Origin of the sequence: Azoarcus sp. L1K30, from assembly GCF_018122735.1 — a bacterium.
Taxonomy (GTDB): domain Bacteria; phylum Pseudomonadota; class Gammaproteobacteria; order Burkholderiales; family Rhodocyclaceae; genus Parazoarcus.
In genome coordinates this window covers 902,209-918,430 of sequence record NZ_JAGRRD010000001.1, presented here as the reverse complement: position 1 = coordinate 918,430, position 16,222 = coordinate 902,209, and the positions used below count along the sequence as shown (strand labels likewise).

19 protein-coding genes are annotated in these 16,222 nt (G+C 61.9%); 11 read left to right on the top strand and 8 right to left on the bottom strand.

Going from position 1 to position 16,222, the window contains the following annotated elements:
• The first annotated feature begins 32 nt into the window (after nt 1-32).
• Together J5J83_RS04105 and J5J83_RS04100 are read left to right on the top strand one after the other, a co-directional pair.
• Nucleotides 33-545: a TRAP transporter small permease gene (locus J5J83_RS04105; protein WP_212345760.1), complete on the top strand. Its 513-nt coding sequence runs from the start codon at nt 33-35 to the stop codon at nt 543-545.
• Entirely contained in the window at nt 542-1,819 is a 1,278-nt protein-coding gene (locus J5J83_RS04100; RefSeq protein WP_212345757.1) for a TRAP transporter large permease, read from the top strand. Before J5J83_RS04105 ends, J5J83_RS04100 begins: the two co-directional genes overlap by 4 nt.
• Nucleotides 1,820-1,882: 63 nt before the next feature.
• Here J5J83_RS04100 and radA read toward each other — a convergent pair whose 3' ends face one another.
• Entirely contained in the window at nt 1,883-3,247 is a 1,365-nt protein-coding gene (radA, locus tag J5J83_RS04095) for a DNA repair protein RadA (RefSeq protein ID WP_212345755.1), read from the bottom strand.
• Nucleotides 3,247-4,185 (bottom strand): LysR family transcriptional regulator, encoded by a 939-nt coding sequence (locus J5J83_RS04090; protein WP_212345753.1) that lies wholly within the window; start codon nt 4,183-4,185, stop codon nt 3,247-3,249. The genes radA and J5J83_RS04090 overlap by 1 nt, the downstream gene beginning before the upstream one ends.
• A gap of 155 nt (nt 4,186-4,340) precedes the next feature.
• Here J5J83_RS04090 and lplT point away from each other — a divergent pair, with 155 nt between their 5' ends.
• A complete protein-coding gene (lplT, locus tag J5J83_RS04085) occupies nt 4,341-5,591 on the top strand; it encodes a lysophospholipid transporter LplT (RefSeq protein ID WP_212352794.1) in 1,251 nt (416 codons plus the stop codon).
• A 37-nt stretch (nt 5,592-5,628) separates the two neighbouring features.
• Here the strand turns inward: lplT and J5J83_RS04080 are convergent, their stop codons facing one another.
• The 4 genes from J5J83_RS04080 to J5J83_RS04065 form a co-directional block, all read right to left on the bottom strand.
• Nucleotides 5,629-6,453 carry a uracil-DNA glycosylase gene (locus tag J5J83_RS04080; protein ID WP_212352792.1) on the bottom strand — a complete coding sequence of 275 codons (825 nt, stop codon included), beginning with the start codon at nt 6,451-6,453 and terminating at the stop codon, nt 5,629-5,631.
• Nucleotides 6,454-6,482: 29 nt separating this feature from the next.
• Complete coding sequence (rimI, locus tag J5J83_RS04075; protein ID WP_212352790.1) at nt 6,483-6,905, bottom strand: ribosomal protein S18-alanine N-acetyltransferase; 423 nt, start codon at nt 6,903-6,905, stop codon at nt 6,483-6,485.
• A gap of 29 nt (nt 6,906-6,934) precedes the next feature.
• Nucleotides 6,935-7,621, bottom strand: coding sequence for a tRNA (adenosine(37)-N6)-threonylcarbamoyltransferase complex dimerization subunit type 1 TsaB (gene tsaB, locus J5J83_RS04070; protein WP_212345751.1), 687 nt, complete (start codon nt 7,619-7,621; stop codon nt 6,935-6,937).
• Between the two features lie 75 nt (nt 7,622-7,696).
• Entirely contained in the window at nt 7,697-7,924 is a 228-nt protein-coding gene (locus J5J83_RS04065) for a hypothetical protein (RefSeq protein ID WP_212345748.1), read from the bottom strand.
• 322 nt (nt 7,925-8,246) lie between these two features.
• Here J5J83_RS04065 and ompR point away from each other — a divergent pair, with 322 nt between their 5' ends.
• Genes ompR through J5J83_RS04025 form a run of 8 tightly spaced genes read left to right on the top strand, consistent with a single transcriptional unit; the run spans nt 8,247 to nt 13,530 of the window.
• The gene (gene ompR, locus J5J83_RS04060) at nt 8,247-8,984 is read left to right on the top strand and encodes a two-component system response regulator OmpR (RefSeq protein WP_212345745.1); all 738 of its coding nucleotides are present in this window, start codon (nt 8,247-8,249) and stop codon (nt 8,982-8,984) included.
• Between the two features lie 37 nt (nt 8,985-9,021).
• Nucleotides 9,022-10,407: a sensor histidine kinase gene (locus J5J83_RS04055; protein ID WP_212352788.1), complete on the top strand. Its 1,386-nt coding sequence runs from the start codon at nt 9,022-9,024 to the stop codon at nt 10,405-10,407.
• Nucleotides 10,404-11,117 (top strand): MBL fold metallo-hydrolase, encoded by a 714-nt coding sequence (locus J5J83_RS04050; RefSeq protein ID WP_249115608.1) that lies wholly within the window; start codon nt 10,404-10,406, stop codon nt 11,115-11,117. The genes J5J83_RS04055 and J5J83_RS04050 overlap by 4 nt, the downstream gene beginning before the upstream one ends.
• Nucleotides 11,107-11,523 (top strand): group II truncated hemoglobin, encoded by a 417-nt coding sequence (locus J5J83_RS04045; protein ID WP_212345742.1) that lies wholly within the window; start codon nt 11,107-11,109, stop codon nt 11,521-11,523. Before J5J83_RS04050 ends, J5J83_RS04045 begins: the two co-directional genes overlap by 11 nt.
• A 35-nt stretch (nt 11,524-11,558) precedes the next feature.
• Nucleotides 11,559-12,167 carry a septation protein A gene (locus tag J5J83_RS04040; protein ID WP_212345740.1) on the top strand — a complete coding sequence of 203 codons (609 nt, stop codon included), beginning with the start codon at nt 11,559-11,561 and terminating at the stop codon, nt 12,165-12,167.
• Nucleotides 12,167-12,466 carry a YciI family protein gene (locus tag J5J83_RS04035; protein ID WP_212345738.1) on the top strand — a complete coding sequence of 100 codons (300 nt, stop codon included), beginning with the start codon at nt 12,167-12,169 and terminating at the stop codon, nt 12,464-12,466. The genes J5J83_RS04040 and J5J83_RS04035 overlap by 1 nt, the downstream gene beginning before the upstream one ends.
• Nucleotides 12,463-12,738, top strand: coding sequence for a BolA family protein (locus J5J83_RS04030; protein ID WP_212345736.1), 276 nt, complete (start codon nt 12,463-12,465; stop codon nt 12,736-12,738). Before J5J83_RS04035 ends, J5J83_RS04030 begins: the two co-directional genes overlap by 4 nt.
• Nucleotides 12,739-12,747: 9 nt before the next feature.
• Complete coding sequence (locus J5J83_RS04025; RefSeq protein WP_212345734.1) at nt 12,748-13,530, top strand: peptidylprolyl isomerase; 783 nt, start codon at nt 12,748-12,750, stop codon at nt 13,528-13,530.
• 100 nt (nt 13,531-13,630) lie between these two features.
• Here the strand turns inward: J5J83_RS04025 and J5J83_RS04020 are convergent, their stop codons facing one another.
• The gene (locus tag J5J83_RS04020) at nt 13,631-15,424 is read right to left on the bottom strand and encodes an acyl-CoA dehydrogenase (RefSeq protein ID WP_212345732.1); all 1,794 of its coding nucleotides are present in this window, start codon (nt 15,422-15,424) and stop codon (nt 13,631-13,633) included.
• Nucleotides 15,425-15,466: 42 nt separating this feature from the next.
• Nucleotides 15,467-16,132, bottom strand: coding sequence for an energy-coupling factor ABC transporter permease (locus tag J5J83_RS04015; protein ID WP_212345729.1), 666 nt, complete (start codon nt 16,130-16,132; stop codon nt 15,467-15,469).
• Nucleotides 16,133-16,222: the final 90 nt, after the last annotated feature.

Genomic DNA, 16,222 nt, shown 5'->3' with positions numbered 1-16,222 from the left:
ACATCCGAAAAATACGCAGCAGAGAGAGATTCATGTCCCCCTATGCCCTGATTCAGGCCATCGATCGCTGGCTTGCCAGCGCCGAACGCCTGCTGGCCATTTCGCTCACCGCGACACTGACCTGCATCATGATGACGCAGGTGGTACTGCGCTATTTCTTCAGCGCCCCGCTGTTCTGGGCGGAGGAAATCTCGGTGCAGATCCTGGTCTTCATCACCCTGTTCGGCATCTCCATCCTCGTGCACAAGGGCGAGCTGGTGACAATCGACTTTCTGCCACGGGCGTTGTCGGCACGTGGGCGGCACTGGCTTGCGGTCCTGCATGGGGTGGTGTTTCTCGCCCTGCTCGGCTTTGTTGCCAAGCTTGGCCTGGAATGGGTCATGCGCGCCGACGTTCAGCTCGAGATCAGCGCCACGACGCAGTTGCCGCGCTGGTACAACTACGCCGCGCTGCCCGGCGCGATGCTTGCGATGTCATTTCATCAGTTCGCTGCGGTCATGCGCCATGCCCACGATCTCATCCGCCATGAAGGGGCCCGCACATGATGACGCTGATCGTCTTCTTCGGGCTGCTCCTGACGGGCTTTCCGATATTTGGTGCCATTCTGGCCGGTGCCGTCGCCTTCATGGCCACGAACGATCTGGCGGTACTGTACGACTCGATACCGATTCAGTTCTACGGCGCACTGGAAATCAATGGTCTGCTCGCGATTCCGCTGTTCATGCTGGTTGGCGAGATCATGAACAAGGGCTGCCTCACGCAGCGCCTGATCGCATTGACTGAAGTTTTCGTGGGCGGGCTCAAGGGCGGACTTGCCTATGCCAATCTGATTACGAACGCGATGGCTGCCTCGATCCTGGGCTCGGCAGTGGCGCAGATCGGCGTCATGAGCAAAGTGATGATTCCGGAGATGGAAAAGAAGGGATACGACCGCGCGTTCTCGGGCGCGGTTACTGTCTCCGCCGGGCTGCTGGGCCCGATCATTCCGCCCTCGATGCTGATGATCATCTACGGGGTGGTGGCGGTGCAGCCGATCGCGCCGCTGTTCATCGCCGGTATCGTACCGGGCACGCTGATCGTGGTCGGTCTCGCGCTGGTGATCTTCTTTCACGGACTGCGTGGTGACACCCTGCCCGACGGCACGCCGACGCGCTGGCGCGAGTCGTGGAAAACGATCGTGGCCGGCGTCGTGCCGGGATTGATACCCGCCGTCGTCATTCTCGGCATCATGAGTGGCGCCATGACCCCGACAGAATCAGGCGCGGTCGCGTCGATCATCGCGCTCGTGCTGGCATTCGCCTATGGCGAGATCAAATGGTCCGACCTGCCTGCCATCCTGAAAGCCGTGGCGATCAACACCGCCACCATCACCGGCCTGATCGCCGCTGCATCGGTGTTCAGCTGGGTGCTGGCGTTTCAGGGTATTCCGGATCTGCTGGTGGCGTACATCGCCGGCGTGACCGACTCGCCGTTTCTGTTTCTGCTGCTGGTCATCGTCCTGATGCTGGTGCTTGGCATGTTCCTAGAGAGCATCAGCGTCTTGATCGTGGTCGTCCCGATCCTGATGCCGGTGGTCCAGCATCTCGGCATTGATCCCATTCATTTCGGCGTGATCTGCACGGTGGCCACGGTGATCGGCCTGGTCACGCCACCGGTCGGCCCCGGACTCTACATTGCCATGGTTCAGGCGCATGTACCGATGGGCGCGCTGTTCAGGGCGACCCTGCCCTTCCTGGCCACAGTGCTGCTGTTGCTGGTCGTGATCGCTGCGGTGCCGGCCCTGTCGACCTGGCTGCCCGCAGTGTCGGCTGGCCGCTGACGACCGCCGTTGTGCCATGTCGTCATGCCATGGCACAACGGTACGACGGACGGCGTGATCCCGTTATCTGATCAGTTCCAGCGCCTGATCGATGCGTTCGACGCCGTGGATCTCCATGCCGTCGATCGGGTGACGGGGCATGTTGGCCTTGGGGATGATCGCGGTATTGAAGCCGAGCTTGGCCGCCTCCTTCAGGCGTTCCTGACCGCGTGGTGCCGGACGGATCTCGCCGGCGAGGCCGACTTCGCCGAACACTGCCAGCCCGCTTTTGAGCGGCCGGTCGCGCAAGGAGGACACGACCGCCAGCAAAATGGCCAGATCGGCCGCTGGTTCGGTGATCTTGACCCCGCCTACCGCATTCACGAACACGTCCTGATCGAAGCACACGATCCCCGCATGGCGATGCACCACCGCCAGCAGCATGGCCAGCCGGGTCTGCTCGAGGCCGACAGACAGCCGACGCGGGTTCGGACTCTGGGCGCCATCGACCAGCGCCTGGATCTCGACCAGCAACGGTCGGGTGCCCTCCTGCGTGACCAGTACGCAACTGCCCGACACCTGTTCCGCGTGCTGCGACAGGAACAGCGCGGACGGATTCGAGACGCCGCGCAGGCCGCGGTCGGTCATCGCGAACACCCCAAGCTCATTCACCGCACCGAAGCGGTTCTTGATCGCGCGCACAAGCCGAAAACTGGAGTGGTTGTCACCTTCGAAATACAGCACGGTATCGACAATGTGTTCCAGCACCCGGGGACCGGCCAGCGCGCCGTCCTTGGTGACGTGACCGACCAGGATCAGCGTCGTCCCGCTCTGCTTGGCGAAGCGGGTCAGCTGCGCCGCACACTCCCTCACCTGTCCGACCGAACCCGGCGCGGACTGCAGGGTCTCGGAATAGACGGTCTGAATGGAATCGATCACGGCAACGCGCGGGGCCGCGCTACGCAAGGTGTCGAGAATGCGCTCGAGGTTGATTTCGGCCAGCATCTGCAGTTCGGCCGCCTGCAGTTGCAGCCGTTGCGCCCTCAGCGCCACCTGTTCGCCCGACTCCTCGCCGCTCACATAGACCACGGGGTGTGCCGCGGCCAGCTGGCACAGGGCCTGTAGCAGCAGGGTCGATTTTCCGATGCCGGGGTCGCCGCCGATCAGCACCACCCCGCCTGCAACGAGCCCACCCCCGAGCACGCGATCGAACTCTTCGAGACCGGTCGGGATCCGGGGTTCCTCGCGCGGCTGAAGCGAGGACAGCGGCTGCAGGCGGGACGCGTTGCCCGCAAGCGCGGCAAACCGGCTCGGTGCGCTGGCGCTGCCGCGTTCGACGATGGTCTCGACCAGCGTGTTCCACGCCTGGCACTGCGGACATTGACCTTGCCAGCGCGGTGTCTGCGCCCCGCAATCGGAGCAGACATACGCCGACTTTGCCTTCGCCATCAGGCGATGCCCTGCTTTTTCGCCCGCAAGGCGACGTCTTCAGCCATTTCGGCAAGCACCTTGCAGGCATGCTCCGCAAAGGCGGTAATGAGGCGCGAGCGAAACTTGTCGCGCGGAATGATAACTTCGAGCGGGGTGTAAAGCCTGGGTTCGAGCGGAATGCCGACCAGTTTCCCCTCGCGCAGGTCGCGCAGGATCGCGGCACGCGACGCGACGCCATAGCCCATGCCCTCCGCCGCAAGATGCTTGACCGTGGCCAGGCTGCCGAGCTCCGCACACACGTTGACCTCGCTCATCGGCAGGCCGGCTGCATTAAAGAACTCTTCGGCCAGCTCGCGTATCGCATTGCCTGCATCACGCGTGATGAATGGATGCTGGACCAGGTCCTCGGCACGCAGCGACTGTGCCTTGGCAAGCGGATGGGTCGGCGCGCAGATGACGAGAAGGTCGTCCTTCGCCGCGCTGAAGCGCTCGATCGCAGGCTGGTCGGAGACGATCTCGATCAGGCCAATGTCCAGGTCGCGCGCAGCCACGCGGTCCTCGGTGAGCTGCGAGTTGCCTACCACGACGCGCGGCAGAACGCGCGGATACAAGCGTTTGAAGCGCTCCAGCAGCTGTGGCAGCCAGTAGGCCGCAATCGTCGTGCTGGTGCCGATGTTGATGACGCCGGCCAGTTCATCGGTAAGTTCGGAGACCCTCGATTCGAGCTCGTCGGACAGCCCGAGAATCCGTTCCGCATATGCAAGGACGACCTCGCCTGCGGGGGTTAGCGAAATATGGCCATGGCCGCGCTCGAGCAGGCGGGTGTTGAAGTGCTCTTCCAGTTGCTTGATCTGGAAGGTCACCGCCGGTTGGGTCATGAACAAATGCTCGGCAGCTCGTGTGAATGACCCGTGCTTTGCCACGGCATGAAATACCTGCAGTCTGCGATCAGCCATAATTTACATAAATCCCGTTTATATCGTGAATTACACCACAGATCCGCTTTCCGTTCACCCCGGATCGGGCATCGCGGCGACCAATGCTGTAACAAGTTTCTTCCCTTCGTGATATAAACCGCGCTTCCGCTAACGCGACGGTGTGTACCGCTACGATGCCGCTTGGCTTCTATATCATCATGGCCGCGCAGTTTTTTTCTGCGCTTGCCGACAATGCTCTCCTCATCGTTGCCATTGCGCTGCTGCGCGACATGGGCTCACCGGCAGAGTATGAGCCGCTGCTGAAGCTGTTCTTCACCGTTTCCTACGTTGCACTTGCAGCCTTCGTCGGCGCCTTTGCCGATTCGATGCCGAAATGGCGGGTGATGCTGATCAGCAATACGATCAAGATCGGCGGCTGCCTCATGCTGCTGCTCGGGGCACACCCGCTGTTTGCATACGCGGTCATCGGCCTGGGGGCCGCAGCCTACTCCCCTGCCAAGTACGGCATTCTCACCGAGTATCTGCCTCATCGTCTGCTGGTTGTCGCCAACGGCTGGATAGAAGGTCTGACGGTTGGTGCGATCATCCTGGGTACGGTCATGGGCGGGGTGCTGATTCGCCCCGACGTATCCGGCTGGCTGCTCACGCTCAAACTGCCTTTCGTCGGCTCCGCCTTCCAGGCCAGTGTGCTGGCAATCAGCACGCTGTATCTGATCGGCGCCTGGTTCAATTTCCACATCCCCGATACCGGCGTCGATCACAAACCGCTCAAGAACAATCCGCTCTATCTCGTTCACGACTTCAACCATTGCCTCAAACTGCTGTGGCGGGACAAGCTGGGGCAGATTTCACTCGCCGTCACCACCCTGTTCTGGGGCGCCGGTGCGACATTGCAGTTCATCGTTATCAAGTGGGCCGAGCACAACCTTGGCCTCGATCTCTCGAAGGCGTCGATGCTGCAGGGCGTTGTCGCCATCGGCATCGCCATCGGCGCGGTGATGGCCGCGCGTTTCGTCACCTTGCGACGTTCGGTCAGGGTCATTCCGCTTGGCATCGCAATGGGCCTGGTGGTGCTGGTCATGACCATCGTCACGGATGCAACGATCGCCATGGTCCTGATGGTCGTCGTCGGTGCACTGGCCGGATTCTTCGTCGTGCCGATGAATGCCCTGCTGCAGCATCGTGGCCACATCCTGATGGGGGCCGGACATTCGATTGCGGTCCAGAACTTCAACGAAAACCTGTCGATCCTGATCATGACCGGAGGCTATGCACTGCTGATCATGTCGGGCCTGTCGATCAATGCGGTGATCGTGCTGTTCGGGATATTCGTCGCCGCCTCGATGTTCCTGGTCAAACTCAAGCATGAAGCCAACCAGCGTGTGGCCGATGCCGTCGGTCAACTCGACGACCACCACCACTGATCACGAATCTCACGCAGCCAAGCGCCGCGGTCGGGTGTTATTTCAACGGCACCAGTCTGCGCGCAAAGCACAGATCCTCCCATGCCTTGCCCTTGTCCTGCGGATTGCGCAACAGGTAGGCTGGGTGATAGGTGACCACGACAGGTATATCCCGATAACTATGCGGTTTTCCCCTAGCCGCGCCGATATTGATCTCGCGCTCGAGCAGGGCCAGCGCAGCCGGCCGCCCCAGTGCGATCAGCAGGTCCGGCTCGACCAGTTCGATCTGGCGTAGCAGATAGGGGCGGCAGGCCGCGAGCTCGTCCGCTTCAGGCGTGCGGTTGTGGGGCGGGCGGCACTTGACTGCATTGGCAATGAAGACATCGGCCTCGCGGGTGAGACCCAACGCGGCGAGCATGTTGTCGAGCAACTTGCCGGCCTGGCCGACAAAGGGTTCCCCGAGCCGGTCCTCCTCTGCGCCGGGGCCCTCGCCGACCAACATCCATCGCGCATTGCGATTGCCCGTGCCCGGCACGGCCTGCTTGCGTTTTTCGCACAGAGAACACGCCTGACAGGCGCGGATGTCCGCATCGAGCTGCATCCAGTCCATCTGTGCAATACGTTCGGACCGGCGGTCATCGCGACGCGGAGACACAGTGTGCGATGGTTCAGCAGGCACCGGCCGGTAATCGCGCGCCGGTGCAGGTGGTGCCGGAGACCTCTTTGCGGGTACGGCCTTCTGCTCGGGCAAGCGCGCCCGCCTGCTTGCGTCCGTCTCGGGTTCGAAGGTGCGAACCATCGCTGGGTCCGGTCGCGAGTCGACGAGGTCTGGCGCGGCTTCGCTCACGCTCGTGCGCAAGCGCCAGATCGGCCCGAGCCCCATCTCCCTGAGCACGGCATCGCGACGAGTGTTCACAACTCGACCTTCATCACGATGGCGTCTTCGCGAGCATCCGCCATCCGGTAATAGTCGCGACGCCTGCCGATCTCGACAAACCCCCTGCCTTCATAGAGCGCAATGGCCGGCTGGTTCGAAGGCCTGACTTCAAGAAAGAACTGGTTTGCCCCCCCGTCTCTGGCCTGCGCGAGCAGGAAATCGAGGAAGCGCGAACCCATGCCCTTGCCCTGCGCCGTGCGCAGGATGCTGATGTTGAGCAGATGGGCTTCGTCGAGCACCTTCAGGACGACGCTGTATCCGATGGGCACATCCGCGTCATGCATGACCCAGCAGCTGTAACCCGCTTCCAGTGCATCGACAAAGTTGCCTGTCGACCACGGGCAGGCATGCAGGTCAGACTCGTGCATTGTCACCCAGCTCAGATCGGCCGTCGTCATGGGCACGTACGAAATCCGCGCGCAAACGCTCATGCCTTGCCACCGCGGGCAAGACGCTCGGCCGTGGTCAGCGCCACCTTGTCGCGCACGTAGAGCGGAGTGGCCAACTCGGCGCTGAGGAGCTCACCGCGCTCGACGGCTTCTGCTGCCAGCAGTGCGACCTCTCGCGCACGCGGTACCGCATGGGCATCGCAGCCCGTCAGGCGGCTCCCGAGGCGGGAGCGCAACGCCGGATAGGCCTCGAAAGCCGACCCGATCCCGTACCATTGTCCATCCGGTAGCGGCAGTGTGTCGGGAGATGCACACGCAGCATCGCTCAAAGCGGACAAATGCCCGTCCTCAAGCGCATAGCTGCGGCAATAGATCTCGCCCATGCGGGCGTCGGTCGCCACCAGGATTCGCGACAGCGCGCTCTGCAGGGCAAGCGCATCCAGACTGCAGACCGGCACCACGCCGATTCCCGCGCCAAGTGCGAATCCCTGCGCGATCCCGCAGGAAAGACGCAAGCCGGTGAATGCCCCTGGGCCACTACCGAAAGCGATTCCGTCGAGCGCGGCCGGCGTCACGCCGGCGTCGGCAAGCAGCGCATGAATGATGCGCAGGATATTCTCTGAATGATTGTTGTGACCGTCGATCTGACGATCTTCGATGGCCCCGTCGAGGTTGAGCGCGATACTCGCGTGCTCGCAGGACGTTTCAAGAGAAAGTAGCTTCATGGTGCCGGTATTCTACCGGCACAAGCGCCCGCAATCGACGTCTCGGGCGCCTGCGGCCACTTTCACGCGCACCTTTCAGCGGCGTTCGCCGTCCCCATGATCGGCGTTGACGTTTCGCATCACTGCACGCAGGTCGCGATGCAGCGCCTCGCGTTCTTCCAGGCTCAGGCGCCGGCGGTCATGAGCAGTACCGGCCTGCACATTGGATTCGAGCGCACGGCGCAATTCGATGCGGCGACTGGTCGGGTGCGCAATCGGCGCCTCGACAAGGACTTCGGCATCTTCACGAAGTGTTTCGGCCATGGCCGTGGAGCCCAGGGCCCCGAATACCGCCAGCGCAAGAACAAGCTTTCTGCATCGCCGCCGCAGGGGCGCTTCTGTTGAGGCTGACGGTTTGCGATTCGGCTTCATTTTCGTTGAGGGTCCGCTAGAACCCCTCGTCGTGTCCACAGGTGTCAAAATAGCGGACAACGGGGCGCTACGCTAGTCTGGGTGCTCTCCGCCGTACCCTCTTTGTAAGGGGATGTTGCCTTTCCTCGGGGCCTTACGAAGCGTTACGCAGCAGATCCCGTCCGCGCCCGCTCAACGCTGGCGAGCCACCTGAACAAACGATAGGATGCGCAGCATGAATGGAAAAACAAGATACCGCGTTCTGCTTGTGGACGATGACGCCCGTCTGCGTGATCTGCTCTCGCGCTATTTGCAGGAGCAGGGATTTGCCGTCAAGGCGGTGAACGATGCGCCAATGATGGACCGTGCGCTGCATCGGGAACATTTCGATCTCATCGTGCTCGATCTCATGCTTCCGGGTGAGGACGGTCTTTCGATCTGTCGTCGTCTTCGTGCCGCCGAAAGCGCGATTCCGATCATCATGTTGACTGCCAAGGGTGACGACGTCGACCGCATCGTCGGCCTCGAGATGGGTGCCGACGATTATCTCGGCAAACCGTTCAACCCGCGCGAACTGGTGGCTCGCATCCAGGCCGTCATGCGACGCCAGCCCCCTCCCCTGCCCGGCGCACCGACTGCGGAAGACGAAATCGTCGTCTTCGGGCGGATCCGCGTGAATCTCGGCACCCGCTCGCTGATGCGCGATGGTGAGGAAATCCAGCTCACGACCGGAGAGTTTTCGCTGCTGAAAGTGCTGTTGCAACATCCGCGTCAGCCGCTTTCCCGCGACAAACTGATGGAATTGGCCCGCGGACGCGAATATGGCGTCTTCGATCGCGCGATTGACGTCCAGGTGTCTCGCCTGCGCAAGCTCGTGGAAGACGATCCGGCAAAGCCGCGCTACATTCAAACCGTCTGGGGCTTCGGTTACGTCTTCGTGCCCGACGATAACAAGCCTGCGGTCAGTGACTGAACTCCTCGCCCGGCGGCCATCCGGCTGGCTCCATCAGCTGCACCGCGTTGCGCAGCGTCTGCTCCCCCGCACGCTGTTGTGGCAGACCTTCCTGCTGGTTGCGCTGCTGCTTACGCTGGCACTCGCCGCCTGGAGTCAGATATTTCGCTATTTCGAAGAGGGGCCGAGGGCGCGTGACCTCGCGCAGATGGTGGTGAGCGTGGTCAATCTGACCCGTACCGCACTCATCAACGGCGACGCAGCACGACGGCGAGAACTGCTGATCGAACTGGCCGCACTCGAAGGAATTCGCGTGTATCCGGCAGAAAGCACGGACGAGATCGTCCCCCTGCAGGATACCCGACCGATGCGGCTTCTCGTGGCCGAAGTCCGGCGCAACCTTGGTGAACACACCCGTTTTGCCTCGCGCTGGAAAACCCTCGATGGCTTCTGGATCAGCTTTCGACTCGATCCCGACGATCAGGACGAGTATTGGGCCATGCTGCCGCAAGACCGCATTGCCAAGCCGCACGCGCTCGAGTGGCTGTCTTGGGGAGGCGCAGCGCTGATGGCGGCGCTGCTCGGGGCCTACCTCATCGTCTCGCGCATCGGCGCGCCCTTGCGGCAGATGGCGCGCGCCGCGCGCATGGTGGGAAACGGACAGACGCCTCCCCCGCTTGCGGAATCCGGTCCTCAGGAGATTGCGATCGTCGCGCGTGCTTTCAATCAGATGGCCGGAGACCTGGCGCGAACCGATGCCGACCGCGCGCTGATTCTCGCGGGCGTGTCTCATGACCTGCGCACGCCGCTTGCGCGCCTGCGCCTAGGCGTGGAGATGTCTGGCGCGCCCGACGGCGAGGTGACCGCGATGGTGACCGATATCGAGGAAATGGACCGCATCATCGGGCAGTTTCTGGATTTCGGTCGCGGCGCGCCACAAGAGCCCCTGCAGGAGACCGACCTGTCCGCGCTGGTTGCCGAGCTTGCCGAACCTTACCGGCTGCGCGGGCTCCCGCTCGAGTTGTCGTTGCCCGCCCGGCTGGAAGCGCCCGTGCGGCGGCTCTCGCTACGCCGGGCGCTGGCAAATCTGATCGACAATGCGCTGCGTTATGCCGGCGAAACGCAGTCGATCGACATCTCGGCGTTCGTGGATGACGACGACGCCTGTATCGAGGTTGCGGACAGGGGGCCCGGCATTCCAGAGGACCAGATCGAACGCATGCGCCACCCGTTTACGCGCATGGAGGGGGCGCGCAGCAACACTAAGGGGGCTGGCCTCGGGCTGGCCATTGTCGAGCGCATCGTCAAGTCTCACGGCGGACACCTGGACCTGCTTCCACGCCCCGAGGGGGGCTTGCGTGCAATACTGCGGGTTCCGCTCACCGCAGCGTCATCCAGCCGCGTTAGAATGCCGGCAGTCAAGGCCGGAGCGCATCATCAATGAGTATCGAATTCCGTCAGTTGTTCGACGACACTAGCTGCACGCTGACTTACCTGCTTGCGGACCCGCAAACAGGGGATGCTGTGCTGATCGATTCGGTGCGCGAGCATGTCGGACGGTATCTGACGCTGCTGCAGGAACTCAATCTTCAGCTGACCTGGCTGCTCGAGACGCATGCGCACGCGGATCACATCACCGGTGTTGCGGGCTTGCGCGAAGTTACCGGTGCCCGCAGTGCCACCGGTGAACTGTCCGGTGCCAGTTGTGCCGACCGCCAGCTCGTGGACGGAGACGTCATCGTTTTCGGCAACGAGGTGATTCGCGCCATGGCGACCCCCGGTCACACGGCAGGCTGCATGACCTTTCACTGGCGTGATCGGCTCTTCACTGGTGATACCCTGATGATTGGCGGTTGTGGCCGGACTGATTTTCAGGGCGGTGATGCAGGCGCGCTGTTCGACAGCATCAGCCGCATCATGTCGTTTCCGGACGAAACGCTGATCTACCCCGGACACGACTACAAGGGCATGCGGGTCAGTTCGGTAGGGCAGGAAGCGCTCACCAACTCACGCTTCAGGAACCAGACACGCGATTCGTTCATCGAACAGATGGGCGAGCTCAAGCTTCCCCGCCCGCGGCTGATCGATGAAGCCGTACCGGCAAACCAGCGCTGCGGACGCAGCGAGGATATGATCGACATTCATGCAGCCTGACGCGCGAAATACCCTGCCGCAACTCACCCCCTATGACGAAATCGGCGGCGAGGTCGTCGTCCGCGCGCTGGTCAAGCGGTTTTACCAGCTCATGGACATGCTCCCGGAAACCTACGGCATTCGCCGGATGCACGCCGAAGACCTTGCCGGTTCCGAGGAAAAACTCTTTCTCTTTCTGTCGGGCTGGTTCGGCGGACCACAGCTTTACGTTGAACGTTTCGGCCCGCCCTTCCTGCGCGCAAGACACCTGCCGTTTTCGATCGGTAGCGCCGAACGCGACCAGTGGATGCTGTGCATGTCGCAGGCGCTGCAGGAGCACATCCAGGACGAGGCGCTGCGCAAGCGCTTGCACGAGTCCTTCGCCGCGCTTGCGAACCATATGCGCAATCGCGCCGAGACAGCCTGAATTTTCCGATCCACCCCGATGCACGATACGAATCCATGAAGTTTCTTTTCGACCTGTTGCCGGTCATCCTGTTTTTTGTCGCTTACAAATTTGCCGGTGCCGATCCCGAGGGCGCGCTCACCCTGTTGAGCGGCGTACTGCAGGGCGATATCGAGGCCAGCCAGGCCCCGATTCTGGTGGCGACCATCGTTGCGATCTGCGCGACCGTGCTGCAGATCGCGATCGTGTGGCTGAAGCACCGCAAGGTCGATCGCATGCTCTGGGTCAGTCTCGCCATCATCGTGGTGTTTGGTGGCGCGACGCTGCTGTTTCATAATCCGACCTTCATCAAGTGGAAGCCGACCGCGCTGTACTGGCTGTTCAGTGGGGCGCTGGCCTTTTCGGCGCTGGTCCTCAAGCGCAATCTGATTCGCAACATGCTCGAAGCCCAGATACAGTTGCCCGATGCGGTCTGGTCGCGGCTCAATCTCGCGTGGGCTGCGTTCTTCCTTGGCATGGGCGTGCTCAATCTCTATGTCGCCTACAGCTTTTCCGAAGAGGCCTGGGTGAACTTCAAGCTATTCGGCGGGATGGGACTGATGCTCGCCTTCGTTCTTGGCCAAGGCTTTTATCTCTCCAAACACATGCAGGAGGATGCAAACTGATGTTCTACGTCCTGATGGGTGAAGACGTTCCGAATTCGCTCGAAAAGCGGATGGCGGCCCGTCCGGAACACCTCGCGCGGCTGGAGAAGTTGCGTGATGAAGGCCGGGTGCTGCTGGTGGGCCCGCTGCCGGCCATCGATTCGCCCGACCCGGGCCCGGCCGGCTTTACCGGCAGCCTGGTCGTCGCCGAGTTCGCGTCCTTGAGCGACGCACAGGATTGGATGGCCGAAGATCCCTATGTCAAACAGGGTGTTTTTGCGTCGACCTCGGTGCGCCCGTTCCGCAAGGTCATGCCATGACGGTTGCGGAACGTATCCGGCAACGTCTCGAGGTATTGTCGCCGGAGTTCATCGAGATCGAGGATGACAGCGCACGCCACGCCGGCCATGCCGGTGCCAGAAGTGGCGGTGGACATTACAATCTGCATATCGTATCCGGCGAATTTGCCGGCAAGAATACCGTTGCGCGACACAGGATGATCTATGCCGCGCTCGGTGAATTGATGAAAGGCGAGATTCATGCCCTTGCCATTCGTGCTCAAACGGCTGATGAAGCCAAACATACCACCTGAGGATTACCAATGAAACTTTTCCCGAGCCGTCTGGCCATCGCCCTGCTTGCGGGCTTTGTCACACACGCGAGCTTCGCCGCCGATGCGGTGGCCACGGTCAATGGCACTGCCATCCCCGCCGCCCGCGCTGAAGCCATGATGAGTGAGCAGCGTGCGCAAGGCGCACCGGACAGCCCCCAGCTGCGTGACGCAGTGCGCGAGGAACTGGTGCGCCGTGAAATCCTGGGTCAGGCTGCCGTCAAGAAGGGCCTGGACAAGAAGGCAGACGTTCTGGCGCAGATGGACATCGCGCGCCAGGCCATCCTGATTCGCGCTTACCTGCAGGACTACGTCAAGAGCAATCCGGTCACGGAGGCGGATCTCAAGAAAGAGTACGACAACATCAAGAGCCACATGGGCGACAAGGAATACAAGCCGCGTCACGTGCTGCTCGAGACCGAAGATCAGGCCAAGGAGGTGATCGCCAAGCTGCAGTCCGGTGCCAAGATCGAGGATCTGGCCAAGGACTCACGCGATCCGGGCTCCAAGGACCGCGGTGGCGATCTGGGCTGGAGCAATCCCGGCATGTTCGTCGCACCCTTTTCCGAGGCAATGGTCAAGCTCGCCAAGGGCAAGTTCACCACGACCCCGGTCAAGAGCGACTTCGGTTACCACGTCATCTACCTCGAGGACGTACGTGATCTGAAGGCCCCGCCGTACGAAGAAGTGAAGCCGCAGATCCAGCAACGCCTGCAGCAACAGATCGTGGAGAAACATATCCTTGATCTGCGCGCCAAAGCCAAGGTCCAGTAAGGCACTGAAGGCTGGATGAACAAGCGGCGGGGGGAGAGATTCCCACCCGCCGCTTTCTTATTCTCTGCCGTGACCGGCGCGGGCAATTGCCCGCGTGCGATCAGAACAGATCGTCGGGCAACGCCAGCGCGCTGGCCGCCCCGTTCACCACCGTATAGGCCAGCCCGGACGCCTCGGAGAGCACGTGGTCCGCATAGAAGTGCGCGGTGGCCAACTTTGCCGTATAGAAGTCCTTGTCACCGGACGACTGTGTTAGCTTTTCCTTCGCGACCAGCGCCGCGCGTGCCATCTGCCACCCACCGGCGACGATGCCCAGCAATTTGAGGAAGGGAACCGAACCGACCGAGGCCGCCTTGATATCGTCGTTGTAGGTCGCAAGGATGTAGCCCACGGCCTCCTCAACGGCCGCGATCCCGGCCGCGAGCGAGCGACGGATGGCTGCGAGTGCGGGATCCGCTGCATCGAGACGCCCCTCCACCGCGCGCATCTCTGCAATCAGCGCCTTGATGGTGACCCCGTTTTCGCGCGCAATCTTGCGCCCGATCAGGTCGTTGGCCTGGATGGCGGTCGTGCCTTCGTAGATCGTCGTGATACGCGCGTCGCGCAGGTGCTGGGCCGCCCCCGTTTCCTCGATGAAGCCCATGCCGCCGTGAACCTGGACGCCGGTCGAGGCGACATCGATCGAGTTCTCCGTCAGCCAGCCCTTGACCACCGGAATCATCAGATCGACGAAAGCCTGTTTCTGTGCCCGAACGGATTGGTCGGTGTGATGATGTGCCAGATCGGTTGCGGCACCCACGACGTAGGCCAGCGCACGCATCGCTTCGGTCTTGCTCTTCATCGACATCAGCATGCGTCTGACATCGGCATGATGGATGATGCTGACCTTGGGCCCGCCGCGAACGCCAGCTTCGGTGCCCTGGATACGGTCCTTGGCATACTGCAAGGCGTGCTGGTAGGCCCGCTCGGACAGGGCAAGACCTTCCATGCCCACCGCGAAGCGCGCCTCGTTCATCATGATGAACATGTACTCCAGGCCGCGATTCGCTTCGCCGATCAGCGTGCCGATGGCGCCACCGTTGTCGCCGAATGCGAGTACGCAGGTCGGGCTGGCGTGAATGCCGAGCTTGTGTTCGATCGATACGCAATGCACGTCATTGCGCGCGCCCAGGCTACCGTCGGCATTGACCAGGAACTTGGGTACGACAAAGAGCGAAATGCCCTTTACCCCCTCTGGCGCATCCGGAAGACGTGCCAACACCAGATGAACGATGTTGTCGGTCATGTCGTGCTCACCATAGGTGATGAAGATCTTCTGACCGAAGATGCGGTAGGTGCCGTCGCCCTGCGGTTCGGCCCGAGTGCGCACGGCGGCGAGATCCGATCCGGCCTGCGGCTCGGTCAGGTTCATCGTCCCCGTCCATTCACCGCTGACCATCTTCGGCAGGTACATGTCCTTCTGTTCGTCGCTGCCACGCAGCATCAGCGACTCGATCGCACCGGTGGTCAGCATCGGGCACAGCGAAAACGCCATGTTGGCCGACTTCCACATTTCCATGACCGCGGTTGACAGCAGTTTCGGCAGGCCCTGGCCGCCATAGGCCGGATCGCACGCCAATGCCGTCCAGCCGGACGCGGAAAACTGTTTGTAGGCTTCCTTCCAGCCGGTAGCGGTCCGGACCCCTTCCTTGGTCCATGTTGCGCCTTCCTGATCGCCACTCCAGTTCAGTGGCGCCAGGACCTCGCCGGCAAACTTGCTTGCTTCGTCAAGGATGGCATCGACCAGGTCGACCGAAACCTCCTCGTTGCCTGGCAATGCAGCGACGGCATCGAAATCGGCCAGTTCATTCATCACGAACTGCATGTCACGAATCGGTGCGGCGTAGTTACTCATATGTCTCTCTCCGGAATGAACAGATATGAACGACCCAGGAATTCACTTGTTCCACAGGTAGCGGCGATCATCGAACGCAGCCACCCACTCGGGCCGGTAAACCACCATGACGGTAATCAGGGCGCCGCTCAGCCAGCCTTCAGCAAAGCCGAGCAGCAAAAAATACGGCAGATACTCGTTGAGCAGGAATTCGGCGCCGTAGGCACCGGACAAAACCATCGCCGCTGATGTCAATGCGCCCTGCAGCATGACGGTCAGCGCCGAGCCTGCAAATCCGATCACGAAGATGAAGATGAAGAAGTGAGCGGGCAACGTACGCACTGCGAGGCGATGCAAACCATGCGCAATCATCACGGGAAGCACCGCCATGAGCAGGAAATTGATTGGCCATGCACTCCACTCGATCGCACCATTCAACCCGATACCGGTCAGCGTGAGCCCCAGCGCGATGATCGCCAACCGTGGACCGAGGGTCAGCGTCACCGCCATTGCCCCCAGCATATGGAGATTAAGGCCAGGTTTGACGCCGGCCTTCATGCTCCACGTCAGGCTCAAGCCGACAACGAATCCGAGCAACAGGTTGACCTGGGTCGACTCGCGCAGCCGCTTCCACGGCGCCTTCAGGATTGCCTGGTACAGCACGATCAACGCGAGCGCAAGAGCAAACCAATGCCAGCTTGTCGGAAACAACGCAGCGGGCAGGTTCATGTGCGCACGGCCTCCGCCGACAGTTTCAGTCCAAGGCGCTCGTCAGTTCTGGAATGACACTGAACAGATCGCCCACCAGCCCGTAGTCGG

What these genes read in the sequence shown, in the direction of transcription:
- J5J83_RS04030 (WP_212345736.1), top strand. Translation starts at nt 12,463, where the DNA reads ATGACGGTTGCGGAACGTATCCGGCAACGTCTCGAGGTATTGTCGCCG.
- J5J83_RS04045 (WP_212345742.1), top strand. Translation starts at nt 11,107, where the DNA reads ATGCAGCCTGACGCGCGAAATACCCTGCCGCAACTCACCCCCTATGAC.
- J5J83_RS04020 (WP_212345732.1), bottom strand. Translation starts at nt 15,424, where the DNA reads ATGAGTAACTACGCCGCACCGATTCGTGACATGCAGTTCGTGATGAAT.
- radA (WP_212345755.1), bottom strand. Translation starts at nt 3,247, where the DNA reads ATGGCGAAGGCAAAGTCGGCGTATGTCTGCTCCGATTGCGGGGCGCAG.
- lplT (WP_212352794.1), top strand. Translation starts at nt 4,341, where the DNA reads ATGCCGCTTGGCTTCTATATCATCATGGCCGCGCAGTTTTTTTCTGCG.
- J5J83_RS04065 (WP_212345748.1), bottom strand. Translation starts at nt 7,924, where the DNA reads ATGGCCGAAACACTTCGTGAAGATGCCGAAGTCCTTGTCGAGGCGCCG.
- ompR (WP_212345745.1), top strand. Translation starts at nt 8,247, where the DNA reads ATGAATGGAAAAACAAGATACCGCGTTCTGCTTGTGGACGATGACGCC.
- J5J83_RS04015 (WP_212345729.1), bottom strand. Translation starts at nt 16,132, where the DNA reads ATGAACCTGCCCGCTGCGTTGTTTCCGACAAGCTGGCATTGGTTTGCT.
- J5J83_RS04080 (WP_212352792.1), bottom strand. Translation starts at nt 6,453, where the DNA reads ATGGGGCTCGGGCCGATCTGGCGCTTGCGCACGAGCGTGAGCGAAGCC.
- J5J83_RS04035 (WP_212345738.1), top strand. Translation starts at nt 12,167, where the DNA reads ATGTTCTACGTCCTGATGGGTGAAGACGTTCCGAATTCGCTCGAAAAG.
- J5J83_RS04090 (WP_212345753.1), bottom strand. Translation starts at nt 4,185, where the DNA reads ATGGCTGATCGCAGACTGCAGGTATTTCATGCCGTGGCAAAGCACGGG.
- rimI (WP_212352790.1), bottom strand. Translation starts at nt 6,905, where the DNA reads ATGACGACGGCCGATCTGAGCTGGGTGACAATGCACGAGTCTGACCTG.
- tsaB (WP_212345751.1), bottom strand. Translation starts at nt 7,621, where the DNA reads ATGAAGCTACTTTCTCTTGAAACGTCCTGCGAGCACGCGAGTATCGCG.
- J5J83_RS04105 (WP_212345760.1), top strand. Translation starts at nt 33, where the DNA reads ATGTCCCCCTATGCCCTGATTCAGGCCATCGATCGCTGGCTTGCCAGC.
- J5J83_RS04025 (WP_212345734.1), top strand. Translation starts at nt 12,748, where the DNA reads ATGAAACTTTTCCCGAGCCGTCTGGCCATCGCCCTGCTTGCGGGCTTT.
- J5J83_RS04050 (WP_249115608.1), top strand. Translation starts at nt 10,404, where the DNA reads ATGAGTATCGAATTCCGTCAGTTGTTCGACGACACTAGCTGCACGCTG.
- J5J83_RS04100 (WP_212345757.1), top strand. Translation starts at nt 542, where the DNA reads ATGATGACGCTGATCGTCTTCTTCGGGCTGCTCCTGACGGGCTTTCCG.
- J5J83_RS04040 (WP_212345740.1), top strand. Translation starts at nt 11,559, where the DNA reads ATGAAGTTTCTTTTCGACCTGTTGCCGGTCATCCTGTTTTTTGTCGCT.